Annotated in this window: 19 protein-coding genes; 17 read left to right on the forward strand and 2 right to left on the reverse strand. The window is 70.6% G+C overall.

The genetic code is table 11. The annotated features are described in order from the left end of the window. Positions 1–760: 760 nt before the first annotated feature. The 3 genes from CACI_RS17595 to CACI_RS17605 are packed head-to-tail and all read left to right on the forward strand — an operon-like array spanning position 761 to position 4,037. Positions 761–2,305: an acyl-CoA carboxylase subunit beta gene (locus CACI_RS17595; protein ID WP_015792175.1), complete on the forward strand. Its 1,545-nt coding sequence runs from the start codon at positions 761–763 to the stop codon at positions 2,303–2,305. An 8-nt stretch (positions 2,306–2,313) separates the two neighbouring features. Next, positions 2,314–2,526, forward strand: a complete 213-nt coding sequence (locus CACI_RS17600) for an acyl-CoA carboxylase subunit epsilon (RefSeq protein WP_015792176.1) — start codon at positions 2,314–2,316, stop codon at positions 2,524–2,526. A 41-nt stretch (positions 2,527–2,567) separates the two neighbouring features. Further along, positions 2,568–4,037, forward strand: a complete 1,470-nt coding sequence (locus CACI_RS17605) for an FAD-dependent monooxygenase (RefSeq protein ID WP_015792177.1) — start codon at positions 2,568–2,570, stop codon at positions 4,035–4,037. 97 nt (positions 4,038–4,134) lie between these two features. On the opposite strand, the gene CACI_RS51225 is transcribed toward CACI_RS17605, so the two are convergent. Next, the gene (locus tag CACI_RS51225; RefSeq protein ID WP_015792178.1) at positions 4,135–4,299 is read right to left on the reverse strand and encodes a hypothetical protein; all 165 of its coding nucleotides are present in this window, start codon (positions 4,297–4,299) and stop codon (positions 4,135–4,137) included. Positions 4,300–4,392: 93 nt separating this feature from the next. On the opposite strand from CACI_RS51225, the gene CACI_RS17610 reads away from it, so the two are divergent. The 9 genes from CACI_RS17610 (at position 4,393) to CACI_RS17650 (ending at position 13,451) form a co-directional block, all read left to right on the forward strand. Further along, positions 4,393–4,722: a TcmI family type II polyketide cyclase gene (locus CACI_RS17610; RefSeq protein WP_015792179.1), complete on the forward strand. Its 330-nt coding sequence runs from the start codon at positions 4,393–4,395 to the stop codon at positions 4,720–4,722. Continuing rightward, positions 4,719–5,978: a beta-ketoacyl-[acyl-carrier-protein] synthase family protein gene (locus CACI_RS17615; RefSeq protein WP_015792180.1), complete on the forward strand. Its 1,260-nt coding sequence runs from the start codon at positions 4,719–4,721 to the stop codon at positions 5,976–5,978. Before CACI_RS17610 ends, CACI_RS17615 begins: the two co-directional genes overlap by 4 nt. Continuing rightward, the gene (locus CACI_RS17620) at positions 5,975–7,186 is read left to right on the forward strand and encodes a ketosynthase chain-length factor (RefSeq protein ID WP_015792181.1); all 1,212 of its coding nucleotides are present in this window, start codon (positions 5,975–5,977) and stop codon (positions 7,184–7,186) included. Before CACI_RS17615 ends, CACI_RS17620 begins: the two co-directional genes overlap by 4 nt. 14 nt (positions 7,187–7,200) lie before the next feature. Beyond that, the gene (locus CACI_RS17625) at positions 7,201–7,479 is read left to right on the forward strand and encodes an acyl carrier protein (protein WP_015792182.1); all 279 of its coding nucleotides are present in this window, start codon (positions 7,201–7,203) and stop codon (positions 7,477–7,479) included. 93 nt (positions 7,480–7,572) lie between these two features. Beyond that, positions 7,573–8,358: a 3-oxoacyl-ACP reductase gene (locus tag CACI_RS17630; protein WP_015792183.1), complete on the forward strand. Its 786-nt coding sequence runs from the start codon at positions 7,573–7,575 to the stop codon at positions 8,356–8,358. A gap of 39 nt (positions 8,359–8,397) precedes the next feature. Then, positions 8,398–9,348, forward strand: coding sequence for an aromatase/cyclase (locus CACI_RS17635; RefSeq protein ID WP_015792184.1), 951 nt, complete (start codon positions 8,398–8,400; stop codon positions 9,346–9,348). A gap of 1 nt (position 9,349) precedes the next feature. Continuing rightward, positions 9,350–11,242: an FAD-dependent monooxygenase gene (locus CACI_RS52465; protein WP_015792185.1), complete on the forward strand. Its 1,893-nt coding sequence runs from the start codon at positions 9,350–9,352 to the stop codon at positions 11,240–11,242. Between the two features lie 2 nt (positions 11,243–11,244). Beyond that, the gene (locus CACI_RS17645; protein WP_015792186.1) at positions 11,245–12,936 is read left to right on the forward strand and encodes an NAD(P)/FAD-dependent oxidoreductase; all 1,692 of its coding nucleotides are present in this window, start codon (positions 11,245–11,247) and stop codon (positions 12,934–12,936) included. 71 nt (positions 12,937–13,007) lie between these two features. Continuing rightward, on the forward strand, positions 13,008–13,451 hold the full coding sequence (locus CACI_RS17650) for an SRPBCC family protein (protein ID WP_015792187.1): 444 nt from the start codon (positions 13,008–13,010) through the stop codon (positions 13,449–13,451). Between the two features lie 604 nt (positions 13,452–14,055). On the opposite strand, the gene CACI_RS45710 is transcribed toward CACI_RS17650, so the two are convergent. After that, positions 14,056–14,625: a MarR family winged helix-turn-helix transcriptional regulator gene (locus tag CACI_RS45710; protein WP_015792188.1), complete on the reverse strand. Its 570-nt coding sequence runs from the start codon at positions 14,623–14,625 to the stop codon at positions 14,056–14,058. Positions 14,626–14,717: 92 nt separating this feature from the next. Here CACI_RS45710 and CACI_RS17660 point away from each other — a divergent pair, with 92 nt between their 5' ends. The 5 genes from CACI_RS17660 to CACI_RS17680 all read left to right on the forward strand — a co-directional run bounded on the left by CACI_RS17660 (position 14,718) and on the right by CACI_RS17680 (position 19,307). Continuing rightward, entirely contained in the window at positions 14,718–16,469 is a 1,752-nt protein-coding gene (locus CACI_RS17660; protein ID WP_015792189.1) for an MFS transporter, read from the forward strand. Between the two features lie 35 nt (positions 16,470–16,504). Further along, positions 16,505–17,014, forward strand: a complete 510-nt coding sequence (locus CACI_RS17665; protein ID WP_015792190.1) for a cupin domain-containing protein — start codon at positions 16,505–16,507, stop codon at positions 17,012–17,014. Positions 17,015–17,046: 32 nt separating this feature from the next. Next, a complete protein-coding gene (locus CACI_RS17670; protein ID WP_015792191.1) occupies positions 17,047–17,706 on the forward strand; it encodes a hemerythrin domain-containing protein in 660 nt (219 codons plus the stop codon). 59 nt (positions 17,707–17,765) lie between these two features. After that, positions 17,766–18,314, forward strand: a complete 549-nt coding sequence (locus CACI_RS17675; RefSeq protein ID WP_015792192.1) for a flavin reductase family protein — start codon at positions 17,766–17,768, stop codon at positions 18,312–18,314. 141 nt (positions 18,315–18,455) lie between these two features. Next, positions 18,456–19,307: an SDR family oxidoreductase gene (locus CACI_RS17680; protein ID WP_015792193.1), complete on the forward strand. Its 852-nt coding sequence runs from the start codon at positions 18,456–18,458 to the stop codon at positions 19,305–19,307. The last annotated feature ends 42 nt before the right edge of the window (positions 19,308–19,349 follow it).

Below are 19,349 nucleotides of genomic sequence, written 5' to 3' on the forward strand. Positions count from 1 at the left end.
AAATGTGATGGCGCGGCGGGGGGAAGTTCCGGCCGGAAGATGCCTGAGCCCCGTGCGCCTAGTGGCGAAGCGGCAGCCCGCCGGCATGGCGGGCGTACCGACGGCGGGCGGGCGTCGCACCGGGGGAGGGCGGCGTCTGCCCGGTGGCGCTGTGGTGGCAGCTCGGGAGCGACGACAGAGTCGGTGAATCCTGGCGTTGATACAGAGATGGCAGGTGGAATGGCTGCGCGAGGGCGTTCGCGGCAGCGTTGCACGCTGGGCGTTCCGGCTCTGTGGGGAGCCAGGACGAGGCTATGCGGGGCGCCGGGGACCTGGCAACGACGTGCGCAAGGTTTTTCCGTTCTCTGACGTTCCTCTGTATTTTCTGACCCGCATTTGACGTGTTGCTTTTCGTCACAGAGGGTTTACCCGGATTTTCTTGACGAACGACGGCAACTGCGAAGAACATTATTCCTAGAGTTCGAAGGATTGTGCCCGACCCCCGTGGTCGCGGGAAGCATATCCAAGGCAATCCGCCGGCCGCGGCCGCGCGGCGGACTCGCGCCCACGACACCCGCCCATCCCCCCGCGCCGATCGGCGCCGGGGCGCGGGTGTGAGCGCACATCAGCACTCGATGATCAGGGCTGTGCGACCACGCCGGTCGCCGGCGCGGTCCCGCGCTGCCCGGACAAGGGAGGACGAACTGTGCGTGTCGACATGGATCCGGTACGAGCCGGCGGCGGAACCGGGCGAACCCCGGCGCCGCCGGGAGCGCCGTCGATGGACGAGCGGCTGACCGAGCTGTCCGCCTTGAAAGAGAGGGTGATCGCCGGACCGGACGCCGAAGCCACCGCGAAACAGCACGCCAAGGGCAAGCTCACGGCGCGCGAGCGGATCGCGCTGCTGCTGGACGCGGACTCCTTCACCGAGGTGGAGGGGATGCGCCGGCACCGGGCGACCGGGTTCGGGCTGGAGGCCCGCCGCCCGCACACCGACGGCGTGGTCACCGGCTGGGGCACGGTGTTCGGCCGCACGGTGTTCGTCTACGCCCACGACTTCCGCATCTTCGGCGGCGCGCTCGGCGAGGCGCACGCCGAGAAGATCCACAAGCTGATGGACCTCGCCGAGGCCGCCGGCGCCCCGCTGGTGAGCCTGAACGACGGCGCCGGCGCGCGGATCCAGGAGGGGGTCAGCGCGCTGGCCGGCTACGGCGGCATCTTCCGCCGCAACACCCGCTCCTCCGGCGTCATCCCGCAGATCAGCGTGATGCTCGGGCCCTGCGCCGGCGGTGCCGCCTACTCCCCGGCGCTGACCGACTTCGTCTTCATGGTGCGCCAGACCTCGCAGATGTTCATCACCGGCCCGGACGTGGTGCAGGCGGTGACCGGCGAGAGCGTCAGCCAGAACGACCTCGGCGGTGCCGACGTGCACGCGACCGCCTCCGGGGTCGCGCACTTCGTCTACGACGACGAGCCCAGCTGCCTGGCCGACGTCCGCTACCTGCTGTCCCTGCTGCCGGCGAACAACCGCGAGCTGCCGCCGGCGCACGAGTGCCTGGACCCGGTGGACCGGCGCACCGACGCGCTGTCCGCGATCGTCCCGGCCGAGCCGAACAAGCCCTACGACATCCGCGAGGTGATCGCGCAGATCGTCGACGACGGCGACCTGTTCGAGTGCCGCGCGCAGTGGGCGCCGAACATCGTCTGCGCCCTGGCCCGCATCGGCGGGCGCACCGTCGGCGTCGTCGCCAACCAGCCGGCCCACCTGGCCGGGGTGCTCGACATCCACGCCAGCCAGAAGGGCGCGCGCTTCGTCCAGTTCTGCGACGCCTTCAACATCGCGCTGATCACGCTGGTCGACGTCCCCGGCTTCCTGCCCGGCGTCGGGCAGGAGCACGAGGGCATCATCCGGCACGGCGCCAAACTGCTGTACGCCTACTGCAACGCCACGGTCCCGCGGATCCAGGTCATCCTGCGCAAGGCGTACGGCGGCGCCTACATCGTCATGGACTCCCGCTCGATCGGCGCCGACCTGTCGCTGGCCTGGCCGGGCAACGAGATCGCGGTGATGGGCGCCGAGGGTGCGGCCAACGTCATCTTCCGCCGGGAGATCGCCGCCGCGGACGACCCGGACGAGGTGCGCCGGCAGAAGATCAAGGACTATCGCGAAGAGCTGATGCACCCGTACTACGCGGCCGAGCGCGGTCTCGTGGACGACGTCATCGATCCCGGCGACACCCGCGGCGCCCTGGCCCGCGCGCTGGACATGCTGCAGGCCAAACACGCGAGCCAGCCCTCGCGCAAGCACGGCAACCCGCCGCAGTGAGCGGCGCCGTGGACCGTCAGGACGCTGAGTCCGCCGTGCGCGTGCTGAGCGGATACCCGACCGAGGAGGAAGTCGCGGCGCTGATCGCCGTGCTCGCCGTCGTCGGGCAGGCGGCGAGGGCCGCACCGGGACCGGAGGCGGCCGGCGCGCGCCCCGGCCGGATCCCCGCCGCGGCCTTCGCCGCCGGTTACCAGTCGCCGACCAGCTGGCAGGCATCGTGACCGCCGGTCGCGGCGCTCCCGTCCCCCTCTAGGAGGCAAGCATGGATGCTCCCGTCATCATCGTCGGGGCCGGTCCCTCCGGACTGGTCCTGGCCGCCGAACTGCGCCTGGCCGGCGTCGAGGTCTTCGTCCTGGACAAACTCGAGCAGCGCAGCGGCGAATCGCGCGGTCTGGGCTTCACCGCCCGGACCCTGGAGATGTTCGACCAGCGCGGCCTGGTGCCGCGCTTCGGCGACGTCGAGATCAGCCCGATGGGCCACTTCGGCGGCGTGCCGATGGACTACTCGGTGTTGGAGGGCTCGCACTTCGGCGCGCGCGGGATCCCGCAGCACCGGGTCGAGGCCGTCCTGGAGGAATGGGCCACCGAGCTCGGCGCGGAGATCATGCGCGGCTGGGAGGTGGTCGCGGTCACCGCCGACGACGAGGGCGTCGAGGTGGAGGCCGTGCACGGCGAGGCGCACCAGCGGCTGCGCGCCGGCTACCTCGTGGCCTGCGACGGCGGTCGCAGCACCGTGCGGCGTCTGGCCGGCTTCGACTTCCCCGGCACCGACGCGACCATCGAGATGTACCTGGCCGACGTCGCCGGCTGCGATCTGCCCGCCCGGCAGATCGGCGAGAAGAAGCCCGGCGGCATGGTGATGTCCGCGCCGCTGGGCGAGGGCGTGGACCGCATCATCGTCTGCGAGCGCGGCACGCCGCCCCGGCGCCGTACCGAACCGCCGACCTTCACCGAGGTCGCCGCGGCCTGGCAGCGGCTGACCGGCGAGGACATCAGCCACGGCGAGGGCCGCTGGGTCAGCGCGTTCGGCGACGCCACCCGCCAGGTCACCGAGTACCGGCGCGGCAGGGTGCTGATCGTCGGCGACGCCGCGCACGTCCACCTGCCGGCCGGCGGCCAAGGGCTGAGCGTCAGCGTCCAGGACGCCTTCAACCTCGGCTGGAAGCTCGCCGCCGAGGTGCTCGGCTGGGCGCCGCCGGACCTGCTGGACAGCTACCACCGCGAGCGCCACCCGGTCGGCGCCAGACTCCTGATGAACACCCAGGCCCAGGGCATGCTCTACCTGTCCGGCGAGGACATGGAGCCGCTGCGCACCGTCTTCGCCGAGCTGATGCGCCACGAGGAGGTCCTGCGCCACCTGTCCGGCATGGTCAGCGGCCTGGCGATCCGCTACGACCTGGAGGGCGGCCACCCGCTGGTCGGCATGCGCCTGCCGAAGGCCGACCTGGTCGGCGAGCAGGGCAAGACCACCACGACCGCCCCGCTGCGCCAAGGCCGCGGCGCCTTCCTGGACCTGCGCGACGACCCCGACGGCCTGTGCGCCGTCGCGCGCCGCTGGCCCGAGCGCGTGGACGTGGTCGCCGCGCAGCCGCACGAGCTGGCGCAGGGCAGCCCGCTGGCCGGTGTCCCGGCGCTGCTGGTCCGTCCGGACGGCTATGTCGCCTGGGTCGGCACCGACGCCGACGGGCTCGCGCGCGCCATGGAGCGGTGGTTCGGTCCGGCGACCGCCTGAGCCGCACCGCCGAAACAACCAGGCAACCAGAACAACCAGAGCAACCAGAGCAACCAGAGCAACCAGAGCAACCAGAACCGACAAGCTGCCGGCGCGCTCAGAACCGCCGCCGAAGCACGAACACATCAGCGCCGCCCAGGCCGCCGATGCCGCCGGCGCGCTCAGAACCGCCGTCGCAGCCGGCGCCGCCAGAGCCGCCAAGGCCGGGCGCGACCAGAACCGCCGGCGCCGCCGAGCCCGAACCACCGGCCCGGCGCTTCATCCCAGACCTCTGACTCCCCGCCGGGCCGCGGGCCGATGTTCCCGCACCGGCCCGCAGCCCGGCGACTCCTCCGAGTGAAAAGGACACGACCTGATGCACAGCACCCTCATCGTCGCGCGGATGGATCCCGGTTCGGCCGGGGACGTCGCCAAGCTCTTCGGGGAGTTCGACTCCACCGACATGCCCGGGCGGATGGGCACGCGGCGGCGCGAGCTGTTCACCTACCGCGGGCTGTACTTCCACCTGCAGGACTTCGACCACGAGCACGGCGGCGAGGACATCGAGGCGGCGAAGACCGATCCGCAGTTCGTGCGGATCAGCGCGGATCTGAAGCCGTTCATCGAGGCCTACGACCCGGCGACCTGGAAGTCGCCGGCCGATGCCATGGCCTCCCGCTTCTACCGCTGGTCGGCGACGTCATGACCGGACGCCGAGTGGTGATCACCGGGATCGGCGTCGTCGCGCCGGGCGGTGTCGGGGTGAAGGACTTCTGGAGCCTGCTGTCCGAGGGCCGGACCGCCACGCGCGGCATCACCTTCTTCGACGCCTCGCCGTTCCGGTCGCGGGTGGCCGCCGAGGCCGATTTCGATCCCGAGTTCCACGGGCTGAGCCCGCAGCAGGTGCGGCGGATGGACCGGGCCGCGCAGTTCGCGGTCGTCACCGCCGCCGAGGCGGTCGCCGCCAGCGGGATCGATCCGGCGAACCTGGACCCGGCGCGGGTCGGGGTGACGGTCGGCAGCGCGGTCGGCGCGACCATGTCGCTGGACGCCGAGTACCGGGTGGTCAGCGACGGCGGCCGGCTGGCGCTGGTGGACCACGAGTACGCCGTGCCGCATCTGTACGACTACTTCGTGCCCGGCTCCTTCGCCGGCGAGGTGGCCTGGTCGGTCGGCGCGGAGGGCCCGGCGACCGTGGTCTCCACCGGCTGCACCTCCGGGCTGGACTCCGTGGGCTACGCCGCCGAGCTGGTGCGCGAGGGCAGCGTGGACGTGATGATCGCCGGCGCCACCGACGCCCCGATCTCGCCGATCACCGTGGCCTGCTTCGACGCCATCAAGGCCACCACCGCGCGCAACGACGACCCCGAGCACGCCTCGCGGCCCTTCGACAACTCCCGCACCGGCTTCGTGCTCGGCGAGGGCTCGGCCATGTTCGTGCTCGAAGACTACGAGCGGGCCCGGGCGCGCGGCGCCGAGATCCTCGCCGAGATCGCCGGATTCGCCACCCGCAGCAACGCCTTCCACATGACCGGGCTGCGCCCCGACGGCCGGGAGATGGCCGACGCCATCCGCGCGGCGCTCGCCGAGGCCAGGATGAACGGCGAGGAGATCGACTACATCAACGCACACGGCTCCGGCACCAAGCAGAACGACCGCCACGAGACCGCGGCCTTCAAGACCAGCCTGGGCGATCACGCCTACCGGACCCCGGTGAGCTCGATCAAATCCATGGTCGGACACTCCCTCGGCGCGATCGGCTCGATCGAGATCGCCGCCTCGGTCCTGGCGATCGGCACCAACCTGGTCCCGCCGACGGCGAACCTGCACGAGCCGGACCCCGAATGCGACCTGGACTACGTGCCGCTGACCGCCCGCGAGCACCAGACCGACGCGGTGCTCACCGTCGGCAGCGGCTTCGGCGGGTTCCAGAGCGCGATGGTGCTCCGGAGGGTCTCATGACCGCCGTCGTCACCGGCCTGGGCGTGGCCGCGCCCAACGGCCTGGGCACCGAGGACTACTGGAAGAACACCCTGGCCGGGGTCAGCGGCATCGGCCCGGTCAAGCGGTTCGACGCCGCCGGCTACCCGGTGCGGCTGGCCGGCGAGGTCCCGGGCTTCCAAGCCGCCGACCACCTGCCGAACCGGCTGCTGCCGCAGACCGACCACATGACCCGGCTCGCCCTGGTCGCCGCGGACTGGGCGCTCGCCGACGCCGACGTCGACCCCGCCGCCTGGCCCGAGTACGACATGGGAGTGGTCACCGCCAGCTCCTCCGGCGGGTTCGAGTTCGGACAAGGCGAGCTGCAGAACCTGTGGAGCCGCGGCGGCCAGTACGTCAGCGCCTACCAGTCCTTCGCCTGGTTCTACGCGGTGAACACCGGCCAGATCTCCATCCGCAACGGCATGCGCGGTCCGGCCGGCGTCCTGGTGAGCGACCAGGCCGGCGGTCTGGACGCGGTCGCGCAGGCCCGGCGCCAGGTGCGCAAGGGCGGCCGGCTGGTGCTCTCCGGCGGCGTCGACGGCTCGGTGTGTCCGTGGGGCTGGGTCGCCCAGATCGCCGCGCGGCGCATGAGCGAGTGCGACGACCCGGCGCGCGCCTACCGGCCCTTCGCCGCCGACGCCACCGGGCACGTCACCGGCGAGGGCGGCGCGCTGCTGGTCGTCGAGGACGCCGCGTCCGCCCGGGCCCGCGGGGTCCGCGTCTACGGCGAGATCGCCGGCTACTGCGCGACCTTCGACCCGAAGCCGGACACCGGCCGCGGCCCGGCTCTGGAGCGGGCGATCCGCACCGCGATCCAGGACGCGCACCTGACCCCGGACCGGATCGGCGTGGTCTTCGCCGACGCCGCCGGCGTGCCGGAGCTCGACCGGATCGAGGCGCGGGCGCTGGTCTCGGTCTTCGGCGCCGACGGTGTGCCGGTCACCGCCCCCAAGACGATGACCGGCCGCATGCTCTCGGGAGCGGCGTCGCTGGACCTGGCCGCCGCGCTGCTGGCGCTGCGCGACGGCGTCATCCCGCCGACCGTCAACGTCCTGCCCGACCCCGCCTACCAGCTCGACCTGGTCGTGGACGCCCCCCGGGAATCCCGGTTCGACGCGGCGCTGGTCCTGGCCCGCGGCTACGGCGGCTTCAACTCCGCGATGGTCCTCACCCGCGGATCCGACTGACGAAAGGCACTGCCATGAGTGACACGACCCTGAGCGAGTTCACCCTCGAGGACCTCAAGCGCGTTCTGCTCGCCGCCGCCGGCGCCCCCGACGGCGCCGGTCTGGACGGCGACATCCTCGACCTGAGCTTCGAAGACCTCGGCTATGACTCCATCGCGCTGCTGGAGACGGTCGGGCACGTCGAGCGCGAGCGCGGCCTGAGCCTGGAGGACTCGGTGGTCGCCGAGGCCAACACGCCGCGGCTGTTCCTGGAGTTCGTCAACGGCACCGTCCCGGTGGCGCGCGCCAGCTGATCCCGCACGGGGCGGGTGCCGCCGCGTCATCGCGGACGCGAGGGCACGGCGGCACCGGCCTTCCCCGAACCCATCCACCGGCAAGGAGCACACATGTCCTCATCCGACCAGCGGGTCGCCGTCGTCAGCGGCGCCACCAGCGGCATCGGGCTCGCGGTGACGCGCCTGTTGGCCCAGCAGGGCCACCGGGTGTTCATCTGCGCCCGCAGCGCGGAGTCCGTCGAGGTGACCGTCAAGGAGCTGCGCGAAGAAGGGCTGGAGGTGTCCGGCACGGCCTGCGACGTCAAGAGCTCCGCGGACGTCGAGGCCTTCGTGCGCGCGGCGGTCGCCGCCTACGGGCCGATCGACGTGCTGGTGAACAACGCCGGCCGCAGCGGCGGCGGCGTCACCGCCGACATCACCGACGAGCTCTGGTACGACGTCGTCGAGACCAACCTGAACAGCGTGTTCCGCATGACCCGCGAGGTGCTCACCGCCGGCGGGATGCGCCAGAAGGAGCGCGGCCGGATCATCAACATCGCCTCGACCGCGGGCAAGCAGGGCGTCGTGCTCGGCGCTCCGTACTCGGCCTCCAAGCACGGCGTCGTCGGCTTCACCAAGGCCCTGGGCAACGAGCTCGCGCCGACCGGGATCACGGTCAACGCGGTGTGCCCCGGCTATGTGGAGACCCCGATGGCGCAGCGGGTGCGCGCCGGCTACGCCGCGGCCCTGAAGACCTCCGAGGAAGCGGTCCACGAGAAGTTCACGGCGAAGATCCCGCTGGGCCGCTACTCCACCCCCGAGGAGGTCGCCGGTCTGGTCGGCTACCTGGCGACCGACACCGCGGCCTCGATCACCGCGCAGGCGCTCAACGTCTGCGGCGGCCTCGGCAACTTCTAGCAGTCCCCTCATCGCGCTTTGTTTGAAAGGAGAACACGCATGACTCAGATCGGCCTGAAGAAAGTCGAGCACGAGATCATGATCAGCGCCTCGGCGGACGCGGTCTACCAGCTGATCGCCGATGTGGAGAACTGGCCGCGGATCTTCCCGCCGACCGTCCACGCCGAGCGCGTCGAGCTGTCCGGGAACAGCGAGCGCATCCGGATCTGGGCCACCGCCAACGGCGCGGCCAAGAACTGGACCTCGCGGCGCGTCCTGGACCCGGCGCTGCGCCGGATCGAGTTCCGCCAGGAGGTCACCACCGCACCGGTCGCGGCGATGGGCGGCACCTGGATCGTGGAGACGATCGACGCCGAGCAGTGCAAGGTGCGCCTGCTGCACGACTACCGGGCGGTCGATGACGACCCGGAAAGCCTGAAGTGGATCGACGAGGCGGTCGACCGCAACAGCCGGTCCGAGCTCGCGGCGCTGAAGGCCAACGTGGAGCGCATCGTGGGCCCGAACGAGGACCTGCTGATGTCCTTCGAGGACACCGTCCGCATCCAGGGCGAGCTGAAGGACGTGTACGAGTTCCTCAACGAGGCCGGGCTGTGGAAGGAGCGGCTGGCGCACGTCGCGCGCGTGGAGCTGACCGAGGACGAGCCGGGCCTGCAGGTCCTGGAGATGGACACGCGGACCAAGGACGGCTCGACGCACACCACGAAGTCGGTGCGCGTGTGCTTCCCGAACAACAAGATCGTCTACAAGCAGACCACGCTGCCGGCGCTGATGACCGTGCACACCGGCTACTGGCTGCTGGAGGAGGCCGGCGACTCGGTCTACGCCACCTCCCAGCACACGGTGGTCATCAACACCGAGAACATCAAGGCGGTCCTCGGGCCGGACGCCGGCCTGGCCCAGGCGCGCGACTTCGTGAAGAAGGCGCTCAGCGGCAACAGCGGCGACACCCTCGGCTACGCCAAGGACCACGCCGAGGCCCGGCGGTCCTGAGATGGCGCCGCGGACGGGGCGCGACCGGCGGATCGTCGTGGTCGGCGCCGGACCGGTCGGCCTGTTGCTGGCCGGCGAGCTGCGGCTGGGCGGCGCGCGGGTGACGGTTCTGGAACGCCGCGCCGAACCCTCGACCGAGTCCCGCGCCTCCACCCTGCACGCCCGCACCATGGAGCTGCTCGACCAGCGCGGCCTGCTCGCCGCGGTCGGCAGCCCGCCGAACGACCCGATGGGACACTTCGGCGGGCTGCCGCTCGACCTGGGCGAGCAGCGCAGCCGGTATCCGGGGCAGTGGAAGGTCCCGCAGACCGAGCTGGTCGCGATCCTCACCCGGTGGGCCGTCGGGCTGGGCGCCGAGGTGCGCATGGGGTGCGAAGTCAGTGCCCTGACGGAGTCGGACGACGGCGTGGTCGTCCGGTATCAGGGCCCGGAGGTACCGGGAGATCCGGACGGTTCCGGCGAGCTCGCGGCGGCGTTCGTCGTGGGCTGCGACGGCGAGGACAGCACGGTCCGGGAGCTGGCCGGCATCGCCTTCCCCGGCCGGGACGCCCGGCGCGAGCTGGTACGTGCCGACGTCGCCGGGATCGACGTGCCGGCCCGGCGCTTCCAGCGCCTGCCGGCCGGACTGGCCATCGCGGCCACCCGCGCCGGGGTGACCCGGGTGATGGTGCACGAGTTCGGCGCCGAGGCCGCGCCGCGCACCGGCGACCCGGCCTTCGAGGAGATCGCCAAGACCTGGCACCGCGTCACCGGCGAGGACATCAGCCACGGCGTGCCGACCTGGCGCAACGCCTTCGGCGACGCCCGCCGCCAAGCCGAGCACTACCGCCGCGGCCGCGTCCTGCTCGCCGGGGACGCCGCGCACAAGCAGATGCCGATCGGCGGCCAGGCCCTGAACCTGGGCCTGCAAGACGCCGCCAACCTCGGCTGGAAGCTCGCCGCCGAAGCCCGCGGCACCGCCCCGCCCGGCCTGCTCGACACCTACCACACCGAACGCCACCAGGTCGGCCGCGCCGTCCTGGACAACATCGAGGCCCAGGCGACCCTGCTGCTCGGCGGCCCCGAGGTCGAGCCGGTCCGCACCGTGCTCGGCGAACTACTCGGCCACGCGGTCGCGCGCACGCGTCTCGGCGCCGCCGTGGCCGGACTCGACATCCGCTACGGCGCGGGGCGGAGCCGGGACGGCGGCGGTGCTTCGGGCGGCTCCGTTTCCGGTGGCGGCGGCGCTGTTTTTGCTGCTGGCGGAGGCGATTCTGGCGGCGGCAGCGGCGGCGTTTCCGGCGGCATCAACGATGTCACCGGCGGCGAAGGCGTTTCCGGTGTCGGCGGCGCTGTTTCTGCTGCTGGCGGAGGCGATTCTGGCGGCAGCGGCAGCGGCAGCGGCAGCAGCGGCATTTCCGGTGTCGGCGACGGCACTTCCGGTGGCAGCAATGCTCTCTCGCGCGCCGGCGGAGGCGATTTCGCAAGCGGCGGCGGCGTTTCCGGCGCGCGCGCGAGTGATTCCGGTAGCGCCGATCACCAGCTCGTCGGACTCCGGATGCCGCACCTGGCGCTGTCCGGCGCCATCGGTCCGGACCAGGGCGTCGGGCCGGAGAGCACCACCGCCGCGCTGCGTGCTGCCCGGGGCGTGCTGCTCGATCTGTCCGGGCAGGCTCGGCGTCGCATGGTCCTGAGTCGGTTCGCGAGCGGCTGGTCCGATCGCGTCGATCTGATCGCGGCGCGCGTCGTCGTCCCCGGCGACGGCGCCGGCGCCGACGACAGTGTGCCGGACACGGTGTTGATCCGCCCTGACGGCTATGTCGCCTGGGCGGCCGGCCTGGACGGCGATCCCCGCGCGGCCCTGGCGCACTGGTTCGGCCCGTATTCACCCAACCCCGCTACTCGATGGGAGTGAACATGTCCACCATTGTCACAGCGACCGGCAAGGCGCCTGGTGAAGGCAAGGTCCAGCACTGCGACGTCTTCATCCTGGGCTCCGGCCTGGCCGGCTCCACCGCCGCGGCGATTCTGCAGCACAACGGCTGCAACGTCGTGCTCGTCGACGCTTCGGCGCACCCGCGCTTCGCGGTCGGTGAGTCGATGATCCCGCAGCTGGTGGAGTGGCTGCACATTCTGGCCGAGCGGTTCGACGTGCCGGAGATCAAGAATCTGGCCAGTATCGGCGCCAGCACGAAGAACATCGGGCCGTCCTTCGGCAGCAAGGGCCACTTCGGCTTCATGCGGCACGAGCCGGGCAAGGAGCCGAACCCCAAGGAGGCCACGCAGCTGGCCATCCCGAAGGTGCTGACTCAGGCCAGCCACCTGTTCCGGCAGGACAGCGACTCCTACATGTTCAACGTCGCGGCCAAGTACGGCGTCACCACGCGGCAGTACTGGCGCGCGGCGGATCTGGACTTCGACGACGACGGCGTGACCGTCACCGGCCAGAACGGCGAGGTCTTCCGCGCCAAGTACCTCATCGACGCCTCCGGCTTCCGCTCGCCGCTGGCCGAGAAGTACGGCCTGCGCGAGCAGCCGGCCCGGTTCAAGCACCACTCGCGCTCGATGTTCAGCCACTACATCGGCATCAAGCCGTTCGACGACGTGGTCGACCACCCGGCGAGCGTGCGTCCGCCGATGCGCTGGCACAACGGCACGATGCACCACCTCATAGACCGGGGCTGGTTCTGGATCATCCCCTTCGACAGCTACAAGGACTCGACGAACCCGCTGTGCTCGGTCGGTCTCACCATCGACGAGCGCACGTACCCGAAGAACAAGGACATGACCGCCGAGGAGGAGTTCAACTTCTTCCTCGACCAGTATCCGGCGGTGAAGCGGCAGTTCGAGGGCGCCCACAAGGTGCGCGAGTGGGTCTCGACCGACCGGCTGCAGTACTCCTCGTCGCGCTCGATCGGCGACCGCTGGTGTCTGATGTCGCACGCGGCGGGCTTCATCGATCCGCTGTTCTCCCGCGGCCTGTCCAACACCTTCGAGGTCATCAACTCCCTGGCGTACCGGATCCTGCAGGGCATGAAGGACGGCGACTTCTCCGCCGAGCGCTTCGAGTACGTCGAGAAGCTGGAGCGCGGGCTGCTGCAGTACAACGACGACCTGGTGAACAGCTCATTCATCTCCTTCAGCGACTTCGACCTGTGGAACTCGGTGTTCCGCGTCTGGGGCGCGTTCATCACCCCCGGCGTCATGCGCCTGACCCGCGCCCGGATGCTGTTCCTGAAGACCGGCGAGGACAAGTACTTCCAGGAGCTGGAGGACGCCGAGCACACCGGTCTGTGGTGGCCGGAGAGCACCACGGTGAAGAACATGCTCGAGCGCACCGCGGAGATCTGCGAGAAGCACGAGGTCGGCGAGCTGACCTCGAAGGAGGCCGCGAACCAGATCATGACGATGGTCCAGGACTGCGACCTGATCAACCCCACCTTCGGCTGGAAGGACCCCGAGCACACCTTCGTGCACCCGACCACCTTCACCATGGCGAAGTTCATGTACTGGGCCTCGGTGAAGAGCCCGGGCGAAATGCACGACCTGGGCCGCGAGTTCCTGAAGGGAATCCTCAAGGCCGGACGCAAGGTTCGCAAACTGCTCTAACCCCCTTGGTGGCCCCGTCACACGACGGGGCCACCATGTCCCCAAGACCCTCCGCGGACTGAGGAGCATCGATGGAACAGGCGACAATCTGGGTGGACGCCCCGCCCGAGCGAGTCTGGAAGCTGATTTCCGACCCGACCCGCTACGGCGAATGGAGCCTGGAGAACCAAGGCGGCACATGGAAGTCCCCGCCCGGCCCAGGAGCCCAGTTCAAGGGCCGCAACAAGCGAGGGCTCGCACGCTGGGCCACCACCTGCACAGTCACCGACTACCAGGCACCCTCGCGCTTCACCTTCGAAGTCCACGAATCCGCCATGCGCTGGGGCTACATCCTGGAGCCACGCGACGGCGGCACCACCGTGACCGAGTTCGCCGAGCAGATAGGCCGCCCCATCCTCTCCAGCCGCATCGCCCTGGGCTCCGGCGTGGCCGGCCGCGACCGCGTCGCCATCCGCATGGCGAACATCGACGCGACACTGGCCGCGGTGAAGAAGGCCGCGGAGTCCCGCGCCTGACCGGCGACGCTCGCGGCGGCGGAGGCGCTGCGCCCGAGGAGGCGCTGCGCCGGAGGTGAAATGTGGCGCAACGCATCACAACCTCAGCAGAACAAGCGGGTTGGTCGGCGCCGGAAGCGGTGTGCCAGAGGCGAAATATGGCTCAACGAGAGCGGAACATTCTGTGCCGTCGGCGCCGGAAGTGGTGCACCGGAAGCGAAATGTGGCTCAACGAGGGCAGAACATTCTGTGCCGTCGGTGCCGGAAGCGGTGTGCCGAGAGCGGTGTGCCGGAAGCGAAATCTGCTGCACCGCGAGCGGAACACAGTGTGCTGTCGGGGCGGTGAGGGGCGCGCACCGACCCGGCTGGCATCGCTGACGACGGCGGAACCTGTGCACCGGACCGAACATCTGGGGAACGGGCTGTGCTGCCAACAGTGCTGTACTGCCAACAGCGCTGTGCTGCCACCAGCCGAGCGCGAAACCGGCAGTGTTGCCGGCGGCGCTCGTTCGGGCCCACTCCGAGCCCTGATTCTCCCGCCCTCGCGGTTCTTCTCGTGCTGGGTGGGCCTGACCAAGCGGCGGCCGGCGGACGGTAGGGCGGCCGCCGGCGGTGCCGCTGGAGGCTAGCCCGCCGTGCCGTTGCGGCGTTCTTCCTTGCGGGCTTGTCGCATGGTGTTGACGTTGTGGCGCATGAGCTCGGTGGTGGTGCGCAGGAAGGCCAGGATCAGTTCCTGCTGCTTTTCGTCGTAGCGGGCTTCGGCGGCGCGGAAGGTTTCGTGCAGGGGGGCGTAGAGCTCGTAGATCTGGCCGACTTTTTCCGGGACGGGGACCAGGAAGAGCTTGCGGCGGTCCTGGGTGTCGCGTTCGCGGCGCAGGAAGCCGGCCGCTTCCAGGCGGTCGATGACGCCGGTGATGGCGCCGCTGGTCAGTCCGGTGAGTTCGCCGAGCTTGCCGGAGGTCACTGGTTCGGAGGCGGCGCTCTCGGTGACGTGCCACAGACAGAACATGTCCGTGGGATGCATTCCGATCAGCGAGGCGCCCATGGATGTGAGGGCGACCGAGGACAGGGCCAGCTCGACGGTGGCCGCCATCAGGTCCCGGATCCTGGCCTCGCCTGCGGGGACGGCGCCGCCGGCGAAGTCCGGGCCCGCCGCGGTCGTGGGATCCGATCCGGCAGGGGGGTCGATTGACACGCGTGAATCACCTCTCTTAGAGTCTAAGTATCTCAGTGACCAAGATACTTAGCGGTCAAACCTCTCGGCTCCAGGATATAGGGAGACCAGCCGTGGTGCATGACACCCACGCTCCGCCGAACCCCTCCGACCCCGCGAAGTCCGTCCAGGGAGCGCCGCTCCAAGACTGGTCGCACCTGGACCCCAAGCGCTGGCTGGCGCTCGCGGTGATCCTGATCGCCGCGTTCATGGACCTGCTCGACGCCACCATCGTGAACGTCGCGATCCCGAGCATGCAGGACAACCTGCACGCCCGGTACTCCGACATCGAGTGGATCGTCGCGGCCTACGCCCTGTCCTTCGCCGCGATGCTGATCACCGGCGGGCGGCTCGGCGACATCTTCGGACGCAAGCTGATCTTCATGGTCGGCGTGCTCGGATTCACCGCCTCCTCGGTCCTGTGCGGACTGGCGCAGACCCCTGGCGAGCTCATCGGCGCCCGCTTCGCGCAGGGCGCGATGGCCGGCCTGATGGTGCCGCAGGTGCTCTCGATCATCCACGTCACCTTCCCGCCGAACGAGCGCGGCAAGGTCTTCGGCATGTTCGGCGGGATCGTCGGATCGGCCTCGGTGTTCGGCCCGATCCTGGGCGGCCTGCTGGTCCAGTGGAACGTGAACAACCTGCACTGGCGGCCGATCTTCCTGGTCAACCTGCCGGTCGGGCTGCTGGCGCTGATCCCGGCGTACTTCGTGATCCGGGAGTCCAAGTCCCCGACGGCGCCCCGGCTGGACCTGTTCGGCATGGTGCTGGCCATCGCCGCCGTGGTCCTGGTCGCCTACCCGCTGACCGAGGGGCGCTCGGACGGCTGGCCGCTGTCGGGCTACCTGATGATGGCCGCGGCGGCGCCGGTGCTGATCGTGTTCGTGCTCTACGAACGGTGGCGCACCGGCCGGGCCGGGTCGCCGCTGGTGGTCCTGAGCCTGTTCCGGCAGCGGTCCTTCGACGCCGGGCTGAGCGTCTGGCTGATCTTCAACGTGGCGCTGTCCGGCTTCTTCCTGGTCTGGACCCTCTACATGCAGATCGGCCTGGGCTGGACCCCGATCCACTCCGGGCTGACCGGCATCATCTTCGCCTTCGGCGCCGCGCCCGCGGCCGGCGCCTCGGTGCAGGTGCTGACCCCGAAGTTCGGCCGCAAGGTCCTGATGGCCGGCGCGCTGCTGAACGCGGCGGGCTTCGCGGTCTTCATCTACATGGCGGCGCACTTCGGCACCAAGATCACCACCTGGGAGATGATCCCGCCGCTGTTGGTCGCCGGCGTCGGGTTCGGGCTGGTGGTCGCGCCGATCACCGACCTGGTGCTCTCCGACGTCCCGACCGCGGACGCCGGCAGCGCCTCGGGCGTGTTCAGCACGGTGCAGCAGGTCGGCGCCGCGCTGGGCATCGCGCTGATCGGCGTGATCTTCTTCTCCCAGCTGAACACCCAGTCCCACAAGGCCGTGGACGCCGTGACCCCGAAGCTTCGCAGCACCCTGAGCGCGGCCGGACTCCCGGGACCGGCGGTGGACGGTGTGGTGGCCGACTTCGGCACCTGCATCCGCGACCGCTCCGCGGCCACCGACCCGACCTCCGTCCCGCCGAGCTGCCAGAAGAATCCCGTCCAGATGGGGGTCGACCCCGCGACCGCCGGCCAGGTCACCGCCATCTTGACCACCAGCAGCCAGTCCGCCGCCGGCGAGGACTTCTGGCGCGGCTTCGGGGTCACCCTGGTCTGGATGATCGGGGACCTGCTCCTGGTGTTCCTCGGCATGTTCGCCCTGCCGAAGAAGGTCCGGGAGATCGACCCGGCGGAGAAGGCCTGGGCCTGAGAGCGGCCCACCGGCATCGACCACGAGGATCACCGATGACTGCGATACCCGCGTTCCCGAGCCTGCCGGAGAAGGTCGTCGCTCTGGCCGACGTCGACCCGATCCGGTGGGGCGGCGAGGAAGCCGCGCGGTTCCTGCTGACCGGGCAGGACACCGGCGGGCTGTACTCCTACTACGAAGTGAGCGTCCCAGCCGGAGAGGGCTCGATCTTCCACGTCCACGAGGACATGGACGAGACCTTCTTCGTCATCGAGGGCGAGTTCGACGTCAAGATCGACGACACGATCCACGCCGCGCCCCAGGGCGTGCTGGTCTACGGACCGCGCGGCCGCGGCCACTCCTTCTTCAACACCTGGCACCAGCCCAGCAAGATGCTCTGCGTCACCACCCCCGGCGGCATCGAGGACTTCTTCACCGACCTCAGCACCCTGATGGCCGAACCGGCGCCGCCGGACTGGGAGCGGATGAGCGGGCTGGCCGCCAAACACCGGATCACCGCCCACCGGCCGCTGGGCGGACCGCACGGCGGCCCGCCGGCAGCCTGACCCGATATCAGCGAACCGAAGCAGGTGTTCACATGACGAACAACGCACTTCCGGGCACCGGGGCCGCCAAATACGGCCCCGGGGACCGCCTGATCGCCATGCAGGCCGCGCACGACGCCTTCCGCCGCGACCTGGAACGGATGGCGCGCGCGGCCAGCCCGGCCAACCTGCGCGACCCCAAGCGCCGCCAGTCCATCCTGAACGGCTGGGCGGTCTTCGAGAACCAGCTGCTCATCCACCACAAGCACGAGGACCGCTTCCTGTGGCCGCGGCTGCGCCAGCGGCTCGCCGGGAGCAGCGCCGCCCAGTCCACCCTGGACGCGATGGACGCCGAACACGCGCTCATCGACCCGCTGCTGGAGGCGGTCAACCACTCCTTCGCGCACGGCGGCGAGGGCGCCGGCGCGGTCATCGAGGAGATGACCGACAAGCTCGGCGGCCACCTCGAGCACGAGGAGCGCGAGGCCATGCCGATGATCGGCGAGGCGCTGTCCGACGCCGAGTGGAAGGCCGTGGTCTCCGACATCCGCAAGGCCACCAAGCTGTCCTCGGCCGCGCAGTTCATGCCGTGGCTGTCCGAAGGCGTGGACGCCGAGGGGGAGAAGACGATCCTGAGCATCATGCCGCCGCCGGCGCGCGTGGTGTACCGCCGCATCTGGAAGCCGAAATACACCAACGTCGAGCGCTGGTGATCGCGCCGGGCCCACCGCGGGCCTGATCATCCGGCTCCGTCCGACCCGAAAGGGAAGCCGTGACCGCAGCACTGCCCGCTACGCACCTGCACTCGGTCCAACCGATAGACGGCACGATGCTCCGCCAGGTGTGCGGCCACTTCGTCACCGGCGTCACCGTGATCACCAGCGGTGAGGCCGGCGGCGAGAGCGGCGGCACCACCGTGAACTCCTTCACCTCGGTGTCGCTGGACCCGCCGCTGGTCCTGTTCTGTCTGCACAACGACTCCCGGCTGCGCGCGATGGTCGAGGACCGCCGCGCCTTCGCCGTCAACTTCCTGGCCGGCCGCCAGGAGAAGGTCGCCTGGAAGTTCGCCGGGAAGCAGACCGCGAACCTGTCCGACGTGCCGCACAAGCGCTCCATCGCCGGGACCCCGGTCCTGTCCGACGCGCTGGCGTTCCTGGCCTGCACCCTGGTCAGCCAGTTCGCCGGCGGCGACCACACCATCTACCTCGGCGAGGTGGTCGAGCTCGGCGCGGCGCGCGGCCGCGACCCGCTCATCTTCTTCAAGGGCACGCTCGGCGCCCTCGCCGACGAACCGCACCAGACGCACTACTGGGACGGCTGAGGCGCTTCAGCGTCTTCGCGCCCCGCGCACCTTCCGCACCTCGGCGAACCCGCAGCACAGAACCATCCGGCGTCATGCCCCACGGGGACGGCGCCGGTACTTCGTCCATCCCGAAAACCTCTCAAGAAACGGAAGACTCCTTTGATACTCGTCACCGGTGCCACCGGAAACGTCGGCCGCCCGCTGGTGGAGATGCTCCTGTCCGAGGGCCAGGCGGTCCGCGCCGTCACCCGCGACCCCGCCAAGGCCGCTCTGCCGGCCGGCGCCGAGGCGGTCCAGGCCGACCCCTCGGACCCGGACACCCTCGCCGAGGCCCTGAACGGCGTCAGCGCCGTCTTCCTGAACCCGATCGCACTCGGCGAGGGTACCCACCGGCTGATGGAGCTGGCCCGCGAGGCCGGCGTGACCCGGATCGTCCTGCTGTCCTCCGGCGCGGTCCAGGACGAGGAGTCCGAGCACCACAACGCGCTGGCCGACTGGCACAAGGCCATCGAGGACGCGGTCACCGGCTCCGGGCTGCCCTGGACGATCATCCGGCCCTTCGAGTTCGCGGCCAACTGCGTCGGCGCGTGGGCTCAGCAGATCAAGTTCACCGGCATGGTGCGCGGCGCGTACGCCAAGTCGACCACCTCGGTCATCCACGAGAAGGACGTCGCCGCGGTCGCCGCGAAGGCCCTGACCTCCGACGGCCATGCCGGCTCGGTGTACCTGCTCACCGGCCCGGAGTCGCTGACCCGGGAGGAGATGGTCGCCAGCATCGGCCAGGCGCTGGGCCGCGACCTGGCCTTCGAGGAGATCCCGCGCGAGGTGGCCAAGAAGTTCACGCTGGAGGGCACCGGCTTCCCGGAGGACGTCGTGGACACGATGCTCACCCTGCAGGAGCACTCGGTCGGCCACGAGGCCTTCATCAGCCCGCAGGTCGAGGAGATCCTCGGCCGCCCCGCTTTGCCCTTCGCGCAGTGGGCGAGCGACCACGTCGCCGACTTCAGCTGAGCCCTCGCCCCCCCCCGCGAAACAGACCCCTGATTCCCGCGA

The sequence above is a fragment of the Catenulispora acidiphila DSM 44928 genome, from assembly GCF_000024025.1.
Lineage (GTDB): Bacteria > Actinomycetota > Actinomycetes > Streptomycetales > Catenulisporaceae > Catenulispora > Catenulispora acidiphila.